This window comes from Streptomyces sp. H39-S7 (assembly GCF_027158205.1).
Taxonomy (GTDB): Bacteria; Actinomycetota; Actinomycetes; order Streptomycetales; family Streptomycetaceae; genus Actinacidiphila.
In genome coordinates, this window is sequence record NZ_JAPVLU010000037.1 from 64568 (window position 1) to 80363 (window position 15796).

17 protein-coding genes are annotated in these 15796 nt (G+C 70.8%); 3 read left to right on the top strand and 14 right to left on the bottom strand.

The annotated features are described in order from the left end of the window. Nucleotides 1-114: 114 nt before the first annotated feature. Complete coding sequence (locus tag O3X23_RS30150) at nucleotides 115-384, bottom strand: hypothetical protein (RefSeq protein ID WP_269275070.1); 270 nt, start codon at nucleotides 382-384, stop codon at nucleotides 115-117. A 228-nt stretch (nucleotides 385-612) separates the two neighbouring features. Between O3X23_RS30150 and O3X23_RS30155 the strand changes: the two genes are divergently transcribed. Then, entirely contained in the window at nucleotides 613-1161 is a 549-nt protein-coding gene (locus O3X23_RS30155; protein ID WP_269275071.1) for a MepB family protein, read from the top strand. Between the two features lie 706 nt (nucleotides 1162-1867). Here the strand turns inward: O3X23_RS30155 and O3X23_RS30160 are convergent. The 5 genes from O3X23_RS30160 to O3X23_RS30180 all read right to left on the bottom strand — a co-directional run bounded on the left by O3X23_RS30160 (nucleotide 1868) and on the right by O3X23_RS30180 (nucleotide 5857). Continuing rightward, nucleotides 1868-2476 carry a nitroreductase family protein gene (locus tag O3X23_RS30160; protein WP_269275072.1) on the bottom strand — a complete coding sequence of 203 codons (609 nt, stop codon included), beginning with the start codon at nucleotides 2474-2476 and terminating at the stop codon, nucleotides 1868-1870. A gap of 33 nt (nucleotides 2477-2509) precedes the next feature. Further along, on the bottom strand, nucleotides 2510-3586 hold the full coding sequence (locus O3X23_RS30165) for a Leu/Phe/Val dehydrogenase (protein ID WP_269275073.1): 1077 nt from the start codon (nucleotides 3584-3586) through the stop codon (nucleotides 2510-2512). Between the two features lie 83 nt (nucleotides 3587-3669). After that, a complete protein-coding gene (locus tag O3X23_RS30170; RefSeq protein WP_269275075.1) occupies nucleotides 3670-4464 on the bottom strand; it encodes a hypothetical protein in 795 nt (264 codons plus the stop codon). A gap of 80 nt (nucleotides 4465-4544) precedes the next feature. Beyond that, on the bottom strand, nucleotides 4545-5282 hold the full coding sequence (locus tag O3X23_RS30175) for a Phenylacetic acid catabolic protein (protein ID WP_269275077.1): 738 nt from the start codon (nucleotides 5280-5282) through the stop codon (nucleotides 4545-4547). 161 nt (nucleotides 5283-5443) lie between these two features. Further along, a complete protein-coding gene (locus tag O3X23_RS30180) occupies nucleotides 5444-5857 on the bottom strand; it encodes a PaaI family thioesterase (RefSeq protein ID WP_269275079.1) in 414 nt (137 codons plus the stop codon). A gap of 24 nt (nucleotides 5858-5881) precedes the next feature. Between O3X23_RS30180 and O3X23_RS30185 the strand changes: the two genes are divergently transcribed. Continuing rightward, nucleotides 5882-6493, top strand: a complete 612-nt coding sequence (locus tag O3X23_RS30185) for a TetR/AcrR family transcriptional regulator (protein ID WP_269275081.1) — start codon at nucleotides 5882-5884, stop codon at nucleotides 6491-6493. Between the two features lie 27 nt (nucleotides 6494-6520). Here the strand turns inward: O3X23_RS30185 and O3X23_RS30190 are convergent, their stop codons facing one another. Both O3X23_RS30190 and O3X23_RS30195 read right to left on the bottom strand, forming a co-directional pair. Next, entirely contained in the window at nucleotides 6521-7411 is an 891-nt protein-coding gene (locus O3X23_RS30190) for a response regulator transcription factor (protein WP_269275082.1), read from the bottom strand. Between the two features lie 325 nt (nucleotides 7412-7736). Beyond that, on the bottom strand, nucleotides 7737-8801 hold the full coding sequence (locus O3X23_RS30195; RefSeq protein ID WP_269275137.1) for a glycoside hydrolase family 19 protein: 1065 nt from the start codon (nucleotides 8799-8801) through the stop codon (nucleotides 7737-7739). A gap of 222 nt (nucleotides 8802-9023) precedes the next feature. Between O3X23_RS30195 and O3X23_RS30200 the strand changes: the two genes are divergently transcribed. Beyond that, nucleotides 9024-9572 (top strand): 2'-5' RNA ligase family protein, encoded by a 549-nt coding sequence (locus tag O3X23_RS30200; RefSeq protein WP_269275083.1) that lies wholly within the window; start codon nucleotides 9024-9026, stop codon nucleotides 9570-9572. 265 nt (nucleotides 9573-9837) lie between these two features. Here the strand turns inward: O3X23_RS30200 and O3X23_RS30205 are convergent, their stop codons facing one another. Genes O3X23_RS30205 through O3X23_RS30230 form a run of 6 tightly spaced genes read right to left on the bottom strand, consistent with a single transcriptional unit; the run spans nucleotide 9838 to nucleotide 15796 of the window. Then, nucleotides 9838-11292, bottom strand: a complete 1455-nt coding sequence (locus O3X23_RS30205; protein ID WP_269275085.1) for an extracellular catalytic domain type 1 short-chain-length polyhydroxyalkanoate depolymerase — start codon at nucleotides 11290-11292, stop codon at nucleotides 9838-9840. Continuing rightward, entirely contained in the window at nucleotides 11289-12206 is a 918-nt protein-coding gene (locus O3X23_RS30210) for an alpha/beta fold hydrolase (RefSeq protein WP_269275088.1), read from the bottom strand. Before O3X23_RS30210 ends, O3X23_RS30205 begins: the two co-directional genes overlap by 4 nt. After that, on the bottom strand, nucleotides 12203-13357 hold the full coding sequence (locus O3X23_RS30215; RefSeq protein ID WP_443048019.1) for a branched-chain amino acid ABC transporter permease: 1155 nt from the start codon (nucleotides 13355-13357) through the stop codon (nucleotides 12203-12205). Before O3X23_RS30215 ends, O3X23_RS30210 begins: the two co-directional genes overlap by 4 nt. Continuing rightward, nucleotides 13354-14241: a branched-chain amino acid ABC transporter permease gene (locus tag O3X23_RS30220; RefSeq protein ID WP_269275090.1), complete on the bottom strand. Its 888-nt coding sequence runs from the start codon at nucleotides 14239-14241 to the stop codon at nucleotides 13354-13356. The genes O3X23_RS30215 and O3X23_RS30220 overlap by 4 nt, the downstream gene beginning before the upstream one ends. Then, on the bottom strand, nucleotides 14241-15002 hold the full coding sequence (locus tag O3X23_RS30225) for an ABC transporter ATP-binding protein (protein WP_269275092.1): 762 nt from the start codon (nucleotides 15000-15002) through the stop codon (nucleotides 14241-14243). Before O3X23_RS30225 ends, O3X23_RS30220 begins: the two co-directional genes overlap by 1 nt. Further along, a complete protein-coding gene (locus tag O3X23_RS30230) occupies nucleotides 14999-15796 on the bottom strand; it encodes an ABC transporter ATP-binding protein (protein ID WP_269275094.1) in 798 nt (265 codons plus the stop codon). The genes O3X23_RS30225 and O3X23_RS30230 overlap by 4 nt, the downstream gene beginning before the upstream one ends.

Below are 15796 nucleotides of genomic sequence, written 5' to 3' on the forward strand. Positions count from 1 at the left end.
AGTCTGTCACCGCCGCCTCGCGCGGCGCTGGAGTCCCCCTCGCGGGGGGCCGGACCACCCCTCCAGCGCGGTGTGCCCGGCCGCGCGTTCGCCGCGACGGCCGGGCGTTCCGTCCTACGCGCTGCGGCAGAGCGATCCCCTGCCGGTCGTCCGGACGACGCTCATCCGCCAGGCGTCGAACGTGACGGACTCGCCCGGCAGGATCAGCAACCCGTCGTCCCCGTCCTGCCAGGTCGCGCCGATCCGGCGCACCTGGACGGCCGGGCCCCCGACGCCGGCCATGAAGATGGTGGGGTCGATCTCCCACCCGCGCGCGTCCAGCCAGGCCTCGAGCGCGGTGGTGTCCTCCGCGTCCGCCCCCCGTGGCCATAGGAATTCCGTCATGCTTTCCCCATCCCCCGTACGTCCCCCGTAGTGCTCGTGGACCGAGCAAGCTGATCCTGTCAGGCGCCACTGACAAGTCGCTAAATTTTCGGTATACACGCGCGGTGACCCTCGACACCCCCCGCGCCGACGGCCCTCGGATAGGTTCGCAGACACACCCGAACCCACCATGGAGCTGTTCATGCGCGCCAGAGAACCGCAGGCCGACGCCGTAGCCGGAGGCCAGGGATGACCGCGGGCCCCGAACCGTGGACACCGGCCGCCGGGCCGCTGGGGCCGCTGCACGGCGATCTGCTCGCGGCGAAGAGCGGGGTGTACGACGTCGCCGGGTTCGTCTGCTCGCGGCCGGTGCCGGAGCCGGAGAGCGCCGACTACGGTGCGCACGTGTTCACCCTGGACGGTGCCTCCGTCCGGTTCCGGGTGGCCAGGACGACCCCGACGAAGATCGGGCAGTTCGTCACCGTGTGGAAGAGGTCCCCGGAGGGGCCCATCCAGCCGTTCGACTCCGCGGATCCCGTCGACCTCTTCGTGGTCAGCTGCCGCGACGATCGGCGCTTCGGGCAGTTCGTGCTGCCGCGGGACGTGCTCTGCGAGCGGGGCGTCGTGTCGAGGAACGGCGTCGGCGGGAAACGGGCCTTCCGCGTCTACCCGCCCTGGGTCACCGCGGTCAACCGACTGGCCCGCGGCGCGCAGGCCTGGCAGCTGGACTACTTCCTGCCGATCCCCGAGGACGCCCCGGCCGACACCGAACGGGCCCGCGCGCTGTACCACCCCTGAGGTCGGGCGCATGACCGGACAGGGCCGGACCGCATTCCCGGCGCCCGCACCCGAATCCTTTTCGAGCAACCGGTAGGGGAAATGGCAGAAGGGGTCGGCGCGTTCCGTTTCCTGCCCCGCCGAATTCGGGACAGGAAGCAACCCCGGAGAGCCGACGCGCGTCTTTACCGGCGGCCCCGCCGAACAACTGGCGGGGCCGCGCCCCCAGTGGGCCTGCGAGCGAAAGAGGCTGCATGCTCCGTGTTCACTTCACCCCGTACGACCTCCAGGACATTCGCGTGTCCCAGCATCCCGACCCTTATGGGAACTGGTGTGCAGTATCTGCCGCCTGCAGACCGGACAGGGACCGCTGGATTTCGGCCAATGGCGCGGTACGGCATATGAGCGGCTGCGCAGAGACCCCACCGCGAAGCGGGCGCTGCAGCTCCTGCGGTCATTGATTCCCGCTTCCGGCTATAGTCCGGACTTTCTCACGCCGAGTGGCACCGGCGACGAACTGTCCGCCGGCCTGGAGCAGGTGTGCGGCACCTCCCGCGGACAGCTGGACCACGAACTGTCCCGGCTGGCCGCATCCCGGCCGGTCCCGGCCTGGGCCGGCACGCTGGGCCGGCCGGGGGCCGCCAACGGGCTCGTCCCTCTGACGAGATCCCTCGCCGTCTACCACCGGGCCCTGCTGCAGCCGACGCCCCGCTCCCGCAGGGCCCGTTCAGCGCCTGCTCGATGTGATCTCCCGTGCGTCCTCCGCCTCGGACGGGGCCGGACCGAGCGGGAGAGCGAGCCGGGAGACCCGGTCGCTGACCGGTACCGGAGAGCGCGGGACCGACCGCCGGGTGGGATCCGGGGTACCGACGTACAGCCAGCCGATGAGCCCTTCGTGCGCTGCCAGGCCCAGCAGCGCCCGGGTACCGGCCGAGTCGACGGACGACCCGGTGCGCCAGATGCTCCCGAACCCCCTGCCGTGCAGCAGGAGCATCAGGGAGTTGACCATGGCGCTGCTCGCGGCGAGCTGCTCCCAGTGCGGCACCCGGTGGTTGCGCTGGGGCACGAGGACCAGGGTCGCGAGGAGCGGGGCGCGCAGCGGCTTCCGCGCCTCGCGCCGGCTGGTCTCCGCGTCGGTGGCGCCGGACGCGAAGGACGCGCCCAGCGCCGCCCGGCCCTCGCCGCGCACGAGGATCCACCGCCAGGGGCGCAGGTGGCCGTGGTCGGGCGCGGTCGCCGCCCAGCCGAGCAGGTCGGTGAACTCCTCGTCGCTCGGGGCGGGATCGAGCAGCCGGTGCTCGCTGCGTCGGGTGCGGACGGCGGCTTCCAGCTCCATCAGTGGACGCTCCTCATCGTGCCGCGCGCCCGCTCACGGGCACCGCGGCGGCAGCCAGAAGGACCGCACGCCCCGCACCGCGGCGAGGCGGTCCCGCGCCATGCCGGTCGCGGCGGCGGCCGTGCTGATGTTCAGGTCCTTCGCCCGGGTGAAGATCTCGACGAGCCGTTCCGGGATCAGTTGCGCGCGCTGCCTGACCCGGGCCATGTCGTGGCCCGCGGGGTGCAGTTCGTCGACCACCTGGATCAGGCCGAGCGCGTTGATGACGAAGTCCGGTGCGTACAGGATGCCGCGCGCCGCCAGCCGGTCGGCGATCGCCGGAGCGGCGAGCTGGTTGTTGGCCCCGCCCGCGACGATCCGGCAGCGCAGCTTGTCCACCAGGCCGGCGTCGATGACGTTCCCGACCGCGTTCGGGCTCAGGACGTCCACGTCCAGCAGGTAGAGCTCCTCCCGGCTGACGACCTCCGCCCCGCACTCGCCGGCCACCCGCTCGGCCTTGTCCTGGTCGATGTCGGCCACCGTCAGCTGCGCGCCGGCTTCGGCCAGATGGGCCGCCAGCCGGGCGCCCACCTTGCCGACCCCGTCGAGGGCGATGTGACGGCCGTCCAGGCTGTCGCTGCCGTCCAGGAACTCCAGGCACGCGCGAATACCGAGACTCACGCCGTAGGCGGTCATGGCGCCCGACTCACCCGAGCCGCCCTCCTCGACGTCCAGGCCGCGGATCCACTGCGACTCCTTGCGCATCACCCGCAGGTCGGCGGTGGTGATGCCCATGTCGCAGGCGGCGATGAAGCGGCCGGACAGGCTCTCGACCGCCTGCCCGAACGCGCGGAGCAGCGTCTCGGACTTCTCGACGCCGGAGCCTCCGAATATGACGGCTTTCCCGCCGCCGATGTCGAGCCCCGCGCAGGCCGCCTTGTACGTCATGGCGCGTGAGAGACGCAGCGCATCCTCGATCGCCTGGTCGTCGTCGCGGTACGGGAGGTAGCGGACGCCGCCGAGCGCGGGGCCCAGCAGGGTCGAATGAATGGCGATGACGCAGCGGAGCCCGCCGGGGCCCGAGCTGAGCAGCACCTGCTCGTGGCCGTCCATTTGCTTGAACACACTCATGACCCACCCCTGAATCCCGTCAGTGACAACCGGACCGGCGGCTCCGCCCGCAGGCAGGAACCGCCGGCCCGTCCGGCAGAGAGTTATGCGGTGGGCCGCAGTCCGGACGCGAGCAGCGCCGCGTCCAGGACGTCCCACAGCGCGCACAGGGATTCGAGGAAGTCCTCCACGCCCTGCTCGATCTGCTCGCTGTTCGTGGCATCCATGACGGAGGAGACGGCCAGGATCACGTTCGCCTCGTGCTGCTGCTCGGCACCGGCGTCGCCCCAGTGCTCCGCCATGTAGTGCATCTCCGGCTCGTCGATGCCGGCCTTGTAGTGGCCGGAGTCGATGAGCGCGCGCTTCTCGCCCGGGATCAGGGACTGGTTGGAAATGATCTCCAGCGCGAGTGCCGTCCCGAGATTGCGGACGGTGGTGTCGGCGTCGGAGGAGAACCGGCGGCGGAACACCTCGATGGCCGCCGCCGCCTGAGGCGTCAGGCCCGTCTCGGGGTCGTAGCCCGGCAGTCCTGCCAGCAGCCGGTCCGACGAACTCTTGAGCCATGCCTCGACGCGGTCGGTGTCGTAGACGTCGTCGAAGACCTGGGAGCCGGTGCGGTTGACGATGTGGCCCGCCATCGTCGCCAGTTCCGGGCCGTGCCCGGCCTCACTGTCGACGATCTCCTCGATGAGGACTGCCTGCTCGTCCCAGCCGAGGCCGCGCAGCGCGGTGGGGAAGTCGCCGCCGGGGCGGGTGGAGGCGCAGAACGACTGCACCTGGTGGAAGAGGGCGCCCGAGACCTCGGCGGACGGCGGCGCCGCGGCCCAGTGCTCGTACAGGGGGTGGTCGAAGACGCGGTGCGTCTTGATCCGGTCGATCAGCATGTCGGTCGTCGTCATCGATTCCTACTCCGGTGAGGTGGTTGGTTCCGGGGAGGTGGATCGGGGCCGGTGCGGCCGGCAGGGCGGGCCGGCGGCGCTCAGGCGAACTGCAGCTGCGAGGGATCGACCTTGGGGACCGAGAAGCCGATCTTCTCGATGTGCTCGGCGATCGCGGCCTTGTACAGCTCGCGCAGCTCACCGTTGTCGTTCTTGCGCAGGCCCCACCGGACCGCGAGCCGCCCGCGGCGGGAGTCGGGCCGTCCGAACATGTCCAGCGCCATCGGGTAGAACTTGTCCAGCGCCTGCTGGGCCCGGTCCCGGGACTGCGCGCCGGCGTCGTAGGCCTCCGACATCAGGCGCTTGCCGTAACCGAAGTGCCGGGCCTCCTCCTTGAGGATCGCGTCGGCCTCGACCCGCAGCGGACCGTAGGTGCTCGTGGTCATCTCCTTGATCTGGAAATGCCCTTCGAGCTCGCACAGGAAGCTGAACGCGGCGCGCTCCTCCCAGACGGTGAATCGCGTGGTCATACTCTCGGCCGGGAAGTAACGCCGTTCCGCCACGGTCTGATTCACCATGTGCGACGTGTCGACGCCGAGCGGAGTGAGCAGTTTGGCGAAGCGCCGGAAGTGGTCCACCTCTTCCATGCCGAACTTGAGGCACATATAGCGCTCGTCGGCATTGGGAGCAAGCGGATAGAACGAGTCGACGTAGGTGTCGCCCGCGCTCAACTCGCCTTCGCCGTTGGCGAGCATCTGATGCGTCAGCACCTCCCGGTATTCCTCGGGAAGTTCACCGACGCTTTCCAAATCCACGGTCTCCGAAAAGACGGTCGCCATACGAATTCTCCTCCGGGTAGCTGATGAATTTCAGCCTATCCGGGGGGTTCGAGGCGTCGGTAGGCCACGATAGGGCCCTATCAACGGGGAACGAAAGGGGTATGCCGGTGGCACCTACGGGGTACCCCGGGGCACCCTTCGGGGCCCACGGGCCGGAGGGCTCAGACCCCGTTCCGTTCCGGCGGCCGGATGTAGGTCAGGGTGTGGTGGGAGACGAGCTTGCCGGCGGTGTCGGTCGTGGCGGCCGTGCCGTAGACGATCAGACGGCCGGGCCGGACGATCGTCGACTCACAGACCAGATCGGTGCGCGCCGGGCCGAGGAAGCTCGTGGTCATCTGCTGGGTGACGGACGGATCGTCCTCGCCGAACAGGGACATGATGGCGATCCAGCAGGTGACATCGGCGAGCGTCATCGCGCATCCGCCCTGCAGGACGCCGCCCGGGCGGAAGAGCTCCGGGCGCTGCCGCAGCGAGACCTTGGCCTGGCCCTTGCCGACCGCTTCCACCTGGAACCCCCACCAGGGTCCGAAGGGACTGTTATCGAGGACTGCCTGAGCTGCGTCGACATCCATCATCGCAATAACATAGCATCGTTCGGTATGTCGACGCGCAGAACCAACGCGGAACGAACGCAGCGCACCCGCTCCCAACTGACCGCGACCGCACGGCAGTTGTTCAGCGAGCACGGGTACTCCTCGACGACCATCGCGCAGATCGCGAGGAGTTCCGGAGTGACGACCGGTGCGCTCTACCACCACTGGGCGGGCAAGGAGGCGCTGCTGGTGGATGTCGTGCACGACATCCACCGTGAACTCGCGCTGCGGATCCAGGCCCTGGACGTCGAGGACGAACCGGTGGCACTGCTGCTGCGCTCCGGGCAGGCGTTCCTCGCCCTGTGCGCCGATCCGGCCGTTGCCCGACTGCTGCTGCTCGACGCGCCGGCGGTGCTCGGCTACGAGCGGTGGCGGCGGATCGACGAGCGGTGGTGGCTGTCGGCGACGATCCGCCTCGTGGAGCGGGCCCGTCCCATGAACGACCTTGGCCCCGACCCCGACCCCGACCCCGACGGCGCCGCGTCGTCCCGGCAGCTCGCCCTCGCGCTGCTGGGCGCGCTGACCTACCTCGGTCACGAGGTCGCGATCCAGGGCGCCGCGGCGGTCGACGGTGCGGGACGGACCTATGGCGTGCTGCTCACGTCCCTCCTGCGGTGATCGGGGCGGCCGCGCGGGGCCCGCACCTCACCGCTTGGGGCCGAGCTGCGACACCAGCAGCGCCGCTTCCACCCGGTTGGAGGCCGATAACTTGATCATCGCGCGATGGACGTGCTTCTTGACGGTGTTCTCGGCGATATGCAGCGTGGAGCCGATCTGTTTGTTCGTCATCCCGTCGGCGAGCAGCAGAAGGACGTCGTTCTCCCGCGACGTGAGACTCGAAATGGCGACCGGGGCCGCCGACGCCGGATATTCGGTGCTGATATCGGAGAGCCGTTCATGGGGGAGGAGATACACCGCACAGCCGCGGTTGACCAGGGAGATCACGCTGGCGAAGTCCTCCTGCAGGATTTCCAGATCCATGAATCCGGCGACCTTGGCCCGCAGGGCGTCCTGGATCGTGACGAGCGAGTCGTGGCACCACAGAACGATGATCGAGGCGTGCGCGCCGATCAGCCGGACGAGATGCCGGAACCTCTCGGCGGTCAGGGTGCGGAGATTGAGCAGGACGATGTCGGGACCCCCGTGGTCCACCGCGGTCAGGACGCCCGCCATGTCCTGCGCCACCCCGGCCACGTCCAGTCCCGGAGCTTCCCTGGTCATCGCCATGAGACCGGATCGGGTCACGACCTGGTCATCGGCGATCAGCAGTTGTATCTGAGCCATGTGCGGCGTCCTGCCTTCCCCCGTACGGCCGTCTGCGGGCCTCTCGTGGAGGGCCGTTGCAGGTACGACCGCAAGATCGAATAAGGTCGGAACACCGGCCGTGCACCCACCGCGCCTCCCTGTGGTCGAGGGGCGAAACGCGGCAACGGCGGTTTCCGGACGGTCGGCGCGGCGCACTTCCTCGGGGAGTGAAATCGATCCGAAAACATTCTGTGCGGACGGGGAACGGGCGCACAGCAGAAGAAGGCTCACATGCGGGTTGTCCGACGTGTGGCCTTCTTCGATTCAATTGGACCACGGCGTAGCCTACATGACGGTAACCCGCATGGGGAGACATGAATGAGATATTCCGGATAGGGCTATTGACAGTGGCGTCGACTGCCCGAATCGGCCATTGCTTCCGAAAACAATCGGTTCCTCGATGACCAGGAATGGTTTAGCCGTTCGCGGTGAGGGCGCGGCCGCGCACTGTCCTCGCCGCGGCCCCCGGCGCGCGGACGGCCCCCGACGCACGGACGGCTCACGGACGCGGCAGTCGGTCGCCGTGTCCGTGAGCCGTCCGTGAGGGGGAGTGGGCTCAGCAGCCGAGGTTGTTGCCCGCCGGGACGCCCAGGATCTGGACGAAGCGCTGGTAGGCGTCGATCCGGCTCTGGACCTGGGCGGGGTTGCCGCCGTTGCACTCGATGCTTCCGTTGATGCTGCGGATGGTCTCACCGAAGCCGGCGCCGTTGACCATGGCGTTGTGCGGCGTCATGGTGCCCGGTCCGTTCTGGGTGTTCCAGTACCACAGGCCGGTCTTCCAGGCGACGGACGAGTCGGTCTGGACGAGGTTGGGGTTGTGCAGCAGGTCGATGCCGAGCGCGTCGCCCGCGGCCTTGTAGTTGAAGTTCCAGCTCAGCTGGATCGGACCGCGCCCGTAGTACGCGGACTGGCCGGCGGGGCAGCCGTAGGACTGGCTCGCGTCGCAGTAGTGGGGGTAGTTGGCGGTGTTCTGCTCGACGATGTAGACGAGCCCGCCGGTCTCGTGGTTGACGTTGGCCAGGAAGGCGGCGGCTTCCTGGCGCTTGACGGTGTCACTTCCGGTGTTGGCGAATCCGGGGTAGGCGCTCAGGGCCGCGGTCAGGCCGCTGTAGGAGTAGAACGAGTTGCGGCTCGGGAACATCTGGTTGAACTGGGCCTCGCTGACCGGGAAGCCGCCCTGGGTGGGCGGTGTGGTCGGCGAACTGCCGCAGGTGTACGGCTCCCAGAACCAGGTGCTGATGACCGGGTCGTAGCCGGGGTTGTCGTGCTCGGCCTGGTACGCCTTGCCGTCGGTGTACTTGACGATGTCACCGGTGACGTAGGCCCGGCCCGCGACCCACGCGGGGTAGTCGCACGATCCGGTGCCGCCGGTACCACCGGTGCCACCGCCCGAACTGCCGCAGGTACCCTGATCGGCCCAGACCGCCGCGGTGCCGGGCGTCTCGTTCTGGGTCCACCACTTCGCGGACCAGTTGTGACCGTTGTAGGACGCGGACAGCCCGCCGGTGTACACCGTCGAGGAGTTCCACGCGGTCGTACACTGCGCGGCGGAGGCGGTGGACGCCAGCGGTACGAGGACCGCCAGTCCGACCGCGACGATCAGAGCGGTGAGAAACGCCATGATGCGTTGTTTGGACACGGGGCCACTCCTAGTGGGGGGTTGAGTGGAGGATCGCCCTGCACTCAATCGGATTGGTCTGGACCTGTCAAGGTCTGGACCAATATTCCCCGAGGTGACGGCCGTTGGGTGCGGGCGGGCGGGCGCGACAGCGCCGCGGCCGGAGGCTGCGATAGCCTGCCGGGCAGCGACCACAGGGCGACGGACGGGACCGGTACCGGAACGATGGCGTCACAGGACCGTGCGCGGCATCCGGCGGGCCGGACGGCGTTGGTCGTCAAGGTCCCGGAGGCGGAACCCCTCGTCGGGCAGTGGCGCCGGCGGTTCGACCCCGCCGCCGCGACCGGGGTCCCGGCGCACGTGTCGGTGCTCTACCCGTTCCTGGACCACGCGCGGATCGACGACACCGTCGTCGCAGCCCTGGACGCGACGCTGGGTGCTCACGCGCCCTTCGAGATCGCCTTCCACCGGTGCGGACGCTTCCCCGAGATGCTCCATCTCGTCCCGGAGCCGGACGGCCCCCTCCGCGCGCTCACCGCCGGCGTCGTCGAGCGCTGGCCGGAGGCGCCGCCGTACGGCGGCCGCTATCCCGACGTGGTACCGCATCTGACCGTCGCGTACAGCCCGGATCCGAGCGTGCTGGACACGATCGAAGCCGGGCTGACGGGCGGGCTGCCCTGCACCGGTCGCGTCACCGCGGTGCAGCTCGTGGTCTGGGACGGCGCACAGTGGCACGACGCCCGGACGTTCCCGCTGCGCGGCCGAACCTCCTGAACGGAGTCCCGCCGCAGGGCCGAACGGGTCAGTTCATCAGGCAGGGACAGGACGTCACGCTCTCCAGATCCACCGGGCAGCCGTTGTCCGGGCCCCTGACGCAGGCCCCCTCCCCGCAGCACGCGCAGTCGCCGCAGGAAGTCGAGAGCAGCCGCGGCTGCCGGGACATCTGGGCCGATCCGTTCACATCACGATGTTCTTCCACAGTGGACTGGATATCACCCCTGGCGCCGGTTCGCCCGCGGTGCGTGCCGGAGCCGAGGCGTCAGGCGGGACAGCCCGCGTCGGCGATGACGAAGTAGCCGGTCGGGGCTTCCCGGAGGGTGTGGGTGACGAAGACGTTGTCCAGGCCCATGTTCTGGTTCGAGCCGTTGGCGTAGGCGTAACCACCGCTCTGGTGCGCGCGCCCGGCCGCGACCTGGCTGTAGTTACTGGCGGTGAAGCACCGGGGTGCGGCCCCGGTGGTCGTCGCCGTGACCGTCGTGGAGACGGCTCCGGCGGCACCGGAGGAGTCGACCGCGGCGACGGTGTAGCCGTAGGCGGTGCCGGGGGCCAGCCCGCTGTCGGTGTACGACGCCGACGCGGTGGATCCCACGGCGGTGCCGTCGCGCCGGACGGAGTACGAGACGGCGCCGTCGACCGCGTTCCAGGTCAGGGACGCGGTGCCGGCGGTGGTCGCGGTGACCCGTACGCCGGTCGGCGCCGGAAGCGGACCGGGCGCGGTGGGGGAGCCGTCCAGGCCCCAGAACACGGCGGTGTGGTAGCTGGAGCAGATGGTGTCGAGGAAGTAGGCGCCGGCGGTTCCGCACTGGTCGGCGCCGGAACCGGGGTTCACGGCCAGCCCGTGACCCATGCCGGATATCGAGTACACCGCGACGACCGGACGGCCCGCGCTGTCGGAGTAGTCGCTCACGGTGGTGTTGCCGGGCAGGTTCCGCGTACCGGACGGGGTCTGGCCGATGCCGTGCACGTCGGTCCACTGGTCGCGCAGCTCGGTGGCGTTGACCGGTTTGACGGTGGGGTCGGACGTGCCCTGCCAGATCGCGACGCGCGGCCACGGCCCGGTGTATCCGGGGAAGGAGCCGCGGGCCTTGTCGCCCCACTGCGCGGGGGTGAGGCCCTGGTTGGTGTTCTGGCAGGAGGAGGCGGCGTTCTGGCTGGTGGCGCACTGGGCGGGCAGCCCGGAGTCGACAGCCCCGCCGGCGAACACGTCGGGGTAGTCGGCGAGCAGGTCGGCCGCCATGCCGCCGCCCGCGGACAGGCCGGTGACGAAGATCCGGTGGCTGTCGGAACCGAGCTGTGTCCGGGCGTGATTCACCATCTGCAGCACCGACGCCGCCTCACCGCGTCCGCGGGTGTCCTTCGCCGCGTCGAACCAACTGAAACACGAAAGGCTGTTGTTGGCCGCGCCGGTCTGCGGGTAGACCACGGCGAATCCCCACAGGTCGGCGTACTTCTGCCAGCCCGAGCGCGTGTGGTAGTCGTTCGCGGTCTGTGTGCAGCCGTGCAGCGCGACGACCAGCGGGGCACCGGCGGGAAGGTTTCCTGGCGTGTACTGGTACATCGTCAGATTGCCCGGGTTGGAGCCGAATCCGGTGACCTGCTGGTAGGTGCCGCCCGCCGCCGCGGCCGGTCCGCTCACCAGCCCGGCGGCGAGGAGTCCGAGAACGACGATCGCGTTGAGACGCCGGAAGAAGCCGCGCAGGACGGATGCGGTCATGACGAACCTGCCATTTCCACGAGGTGCCGGGCCACGCTGCGGGCGCCGTCGTCGCCGATGAGGATGGTGTAGTGGTTGGTGTCCGCCAGCATCAGCGGGGTGACGTTCGGATGGTCCAGGCCGGCCGCGGCCAGGCGCCCCTCGTCGTACAGCCCCTGCGGCTCGTCCATCAGCCCGCGCTCCGCCCACAACAGCCGGGCGTGACCCGGCAGGTGGTGGACGGCGGCCAGGACGTCCGCGGAGAACAGGTCGACGCCGTCGGTGCGGACCGCCTCGATACGGCAGGAGGACCGCAGTTCCGGCTCCCGCCCCACCAGGTCGCGCTGGACGTAGTCGTCCACCCAAGGTCCCCAGGAGGAGACGAAGGCCGGATGCGCCTGCCAGAAGGAACGGTAGGCGGCGCGGTCCGGGAAGGTCATCGACAGCCGGCTCATGGCCGGTCCGATCACCGCCGTGATCAGCTCGTCGGGTGCCAGCTCCAGCGGGGCCGGAAAACCCACCGCGCCGTCCACCAGCAGCAGGGCGGAGAACCGGTCCGGGTGGCGCACCGCCGCCACCGCCGCCACGAAGGCGCCCATGGAGTGCCCGGCCAGCAGCAGGCGCCGCGCCCCGATCGCCGCCGCAAGGGCCGCCGCGTCATCGGCGTGGCGGGCGATCCCGTACGGTCCCGGCAGCGCGGCACTGCCTGCTCGCCCGCGCAGGTCGGGGGCGAGCAGGGTGACGCGGCCCGCCAGGTGGTGGGCGACGCGCGACCACGACAGGGCGTTGCCGGTGATCCCGTGCAGCGCCAGCACCACCGGCGCGTCCGGGACGGTCGCCGGCCAGCACAGTACGGCGAGTTCCCCTCCCTCGACGGGAACGGTGAACTCCTCGAACGCCGCCGGCTCGACGGCGGCGGTGGGCTTCTGCGTCATGGCGTGGGGGTCTCTTTCCGTTCGGCGGGTTCGGCGGCGGTCGGGGTGCGGCCGGTGACGCGTGCGGACCGTGTGGCCCGGATCCGTTCCGGCAGCCGCACCACGCCGCCGGGCAGCAGGTACACCACCGCGACGAAGACGGCGCCGAGCAGGAACAGGGGCTGGGAGAGCGGCACGCGCAGTACCGCGGGCAGCCCGGCCACCGCGCCGGATCCGGCCAGGTCGCCGAGGCGGTGGTCGGCCCAGGTGTACAGGACCCCGCCGACGAGCGGCCCCCAGCGGGAGCCGGATCCGCCCAGGACCACCATCACCAGCAGCGACAGGGTGAAGTTGGAGGTGGTGGTCTGCGGGGTGGCCCCACCGGTCAGCAGCAGGTAGACGATGCCGCCGAGTGCCGCCAGGGCGCCCGACAGGACGAACGCCACGAGTTTGAAGCCGTAGGGCCGCAGTCCCAGCACCTCCACCCGGCGCTCGTTCTCCTTGATGCCCTCCCACACCCGGCCGGTGGGAGAACGCACCGCGCAATGGACGGCGACCAGCGTGACGACCAGATAGGCCAGGGCGATCCAGTACAGGTTGACGGTGTTGTCGATACCCACCAGGGAGGCGGGCAACCGGTCCGCGGGGGCGGCGCGCCCCTCCTCCCCGCCGGTGAGGCCGCCCGGGTCGCGTTGCACGAGGATCGACCCGGCCTGGGCGAACGCCAGCGTCACCATCGAGAAGCCGATACCGCTCACCCGCAGGCCGACCGATCCCAGCAGCGCGGCCAGCGCCGTGCCGAAGAGCAGCGCCAGGAGTGCCGAGGTGAGGAAGGGCAGCCCGGCCTCCAGCATGATCGTGTTGGTGGCGTAGCTGCCGGCGGCGAAGTACAGGGCGTGCCCGAAGGAGAGCAGCCCCGTTCGGCCCAGCAGCAGGTCGTAGCCGGTGGCCAGTGCCCCGAAGACCAGGCACAGGGCGAGCAGTTGCAGGCTGCCGGGGCTGCCGATCGGACCGTCCAGCAGGCCCGGCAGGGGCAGGGCGCTGTACGGAGCGGTGAGCAGCACCAGCAGTACGACGGCCGGCCACCAGCGGGTGACCCGGCGGCCTCGACCGCGGGCGGCGGTGGTGGGGCGTTCGCGGACGGGGTCCGGTGTCTGGATCGTGGTGGTCACGCGAGTCTCCCGGTGAGGCCGCGCGGCCGGACGAGGAGCAGCGCGGCGAGCAGCACGACCACGGCGAGGTCGCCGAGTCCCGCGGTGGTGTAGTAGTTGGCGAACTGCTGGACGAGGCCGACCGCGACCGAGGCCAGTGCGGCGCCGGTGACGGAGCCCATGCCGCCCATCACGACCACGACGAACGCGAAGATGAGCAGCGAGGTGCCCTGCCCGGGGTCGACGGATCCGAAGTACAGGCAGCTGAGGGCGCCCGCCAGCGCGGCCGCGGCCCCGCCGATGGCGAAGACCAGGGTGAAGGCCCGGCGTACGTCGATGCCCAGTGCCGTGACCATGGCCCGGTCCTCGACCCCGGCGCGGACGACGAGCCCGTGCCGGGTCCCGCCGAGGAAGAGCTTCAGGGCGGCGAGCACGATGACGGCAACGCCCGTCAGGACCAGGCGGTTGACGGGGATGTGGGCGCCCAGCAGTTCGAACGTGCCCGACAGTGCCCGCGGTCCGGGGAAGGGGCGTGCGTCGGCTCCCCAGATCGCGGAGAGCAGCGCGGGCACGGCCAGTCCGACGCCGACGGTGGCGAGGACCTGCTCACGGGGGCGTGCGTACAGCGGGCGGATCAGGGCCAGTTCGAGGAGTACGGCGGCCAGGGCCCCCGTACCGGTGCCGAAGGCGACGGCCAGGACGAACCCGAACCCGCCGGATCCGGCTCCCGGAAGGTGCCCGGAGGCGGCCCACCAGGTGCCGTAGGCGCCGATCGACAGCAGTGCGCCGTGGGCGAAGTTCAGGACGTCCATCAGCCCGAAGATGAGGGAGAGTCCGGAGGCGACGAGGAAGTACAGGGCTCCCAGTCCGAGCCCGGTGAGGGCGAGCAGCACGACGGTGGGCATCAGACGCCGTCCTCCTCGGGGCGCACGGCCCCGGCCGGTGTTCCGCCGCCCCGTCCGACGCCCAGCAGGCGGCGCATGGCATCGGGGTCGGCGAGCAGGTCCGCGGCGGGGCCGCGGTGGGAGGTGCGGCCGTCGGCCAGGACGACGCAGTGCTCGGCGAGCCGGCGCACCATGGAGAGGTTCTGTTCCACGAGCAGGACGGGTACGGCCTGCGCGGCGCGTTCCAGCACCTGGGCCACCTCGGTGACCACGCGGGGCGCGAGGCCCTTGGTCGGCTCGTCGGCGATGATCAGCCGGTTCCCGTTCAGCAGGGTGCGCCCGATGGCGACCATCTGCTGCTGTCCGCCGGAGAGCGTTCCGGCCGCCTGCCGGGCGCGCTGCCGCAGTTCCGGGAAGAGCTCGTGCACCAGGCCGTAGGCGGGTTCGCCGGCCCCCCGCCGCTCGGCGAGCCGCAGGTTCTCCGCGACCGTGAGGCCGGCGAAGACCCCGCGGTCCTCGGGTGCGTAGCCGATGCCGCGGCGGACCAGGGTGTGGGTGGCCAGCCGGACCGTCTGCTCGCCGTCGAGCAGGACGCTGCCGGTGCGCGGGACGAGTCCGAGGACGCCGCGCACCGTGGTGGTCTTGCCCGCGCCGTTGCGGCCCAGCAGGGCGGTCACCCCGGCGGCGGCGACATCGAGGTCGACGCCGTGCAGGATGTGCCGGCCGCCGATGACGACCCGCAGGTCGCGCACCACCAGCAGGGGTGCCGACGGCGCGCTCACAGCGCCTCCCCGAGGTAGGCCTGCTGCACGGTGGCGTCCTCCATCACTGCCCGCGGGGTGTCCAGCGCGAGGAGCGTGCCGTGGTGCATCACGGCGAGCCGGTCGGCCAGGCCCAGCAGCACTTCCATATGGTGTTCGACCATCAGTACGGTGCGGCCCTCGTCCCGGTGCAGGGAGCGGATGAGGTCGGTCAGCGCGGGGACCTCCTCGGCGCTGACGCCGGCCATCGGCTCGTCCAGGAGCATCAGCCGCGGCTCCCCGACGAGCAGCACCGCCAGTTCGAGTTTGCGCTTCTCGCCGTGCGACAGGCTCGCGGCCGGTGCTTCGGCGCGCTGCCGCAGACCGGTGCGCTCCAGCACCTCGTCGACCTGCCGCTGATGGCGGGCGGCGCGCCGCCAGATCCGGTACGAGCCTCCCGCGGCGGCCTGCGCCGCCAGCCGTACGTGGTCGGCCACCGTCATCGCCGGCCACAGGCTGGAGGTCTGGAAGGTCCGGCCGAGACCGCGCCGCGCCCTGGCCGGTACGGACTCGGCGGTGATGTCGGCACCGTCGAGCACGATGGTGCCCCGGGTGGCCGGGACGAGTCCGCTGACGAGGTTGAACAGGGAGGTCTTGCCGGCCCCGTTGGGACCGATGAAGGCGAGGAACTCGCCCTCGTGCACGTCGAAGGAGACGTCCTCGACGATGATGGCGCCGCCCACGGTCCAGCCGACCCCGTCGAGCCGGAGCACCGGAGCGGGGGTGGTGCCTGAACGGTTTCCGGCGCCCTGCGGTGTGCGGGTGGCGGAGGTCAT

Bases quoted from the DNA above. Each gene is read 5' to 3' on its own strand.
- O3X23_RS30150 (WP_269275070.1), bottom strand. From the start codon at position 384: ATGACGGAATTCCTATGGCCACGGGGGGCGGACGCGGAGGACACCACC.
- O3X23_RS30165 (WP_269275073.1), bottom strand. From the start codon at position 3,586: ATGAGTGTGTTCAAGCAAATGGACGGCCACGAGCAGGTGCTGCTCAGC.
- O3X23_RS30220 (WP_269275090.1), bottom strand. From the start codon at position 14,241: ATGCCCACCGTCGTGCTGCTCGCCCTCACCGGGCTCGGACTGGGAGCC.
- O3X23_RS30230 (WP_269275094.1), bottom strand. From the start codon at position 15,796: ATGACCTCCGCCACCCGCACACCGCAGGGCGCCGGAAACCGTTCAGGC.
- O3X23_RS30200 (WP_269275083.1), top strand. From the start codon at position 9,024: ATGGCGTCACAGGACCGTGCGCGGCATCCGGCGGGCCGGACGGCGTTG.
- O3X23_RS30180 (WP_269275079.1), bottom strand. From the start codon at position 5,857: ATGATGGATGTCGACGCAGCTCAGGCAGTCCTCGATAACAGTCCCTTC.
- O3X23_RS30205 (WP_269275085.1), bottom strand. From the start codon at position 11,292: ATGACCGCATCCGTCCTGCGCGGCTTCTTCCGGCGTCTCAACGCGATC.
- O3X23_RS30185 (WP_269275081.1), top strand. From the start codon at position 5,882: ATGTCGACGCGCAGAACCAACGCGGAACGAACGCAGCGCACCCGCTCC.
- O3X23_RS30160 (WP_269275072.1), bottom strand. From the start codon at position 2,476: ATGGAGCTGGAAGCCGCCGTCCGCACCCGACGCAGCGAGCACCGGCTG.
- O3X23_RS30195 (WP_269275137.1), bottom strand. From the start codon at position 8,801: ATGGCGTTTCTCACCGCTCTGATCGTCGCGGTCGGACTGGCGGTCCTC.
- O3X23_RS30170 (WP_269275075.1), bottom strand. From the start codon at position 4,464: ATGACGACGACCGACATGCTGATCGACCGGATCAAGACGCACCGCGTC.
- O3X23_RS30175 (WP_269275077.1), bottom strand. From the start codon at position 5,282: ATGGCGACCGTCTTTTCGGAGACCGTGGATTTGGAAAGCGTCGGTGAA.
- O3X23_RS30210 (WP_269275088.1), bottom strand. From the start codon at position 12,206: ATGACGCAGAAGCCCACCGCCGCCGTCGAGCCGGCGGCGTTCGAGGAG.
- O3X23_RS30155 (WP_269275071.1), top strand. From the start codon at position 613: ATGACCGCGGGCCCCGAACCGTGGACACCGGCCGCCGGGCCGCTGGGG.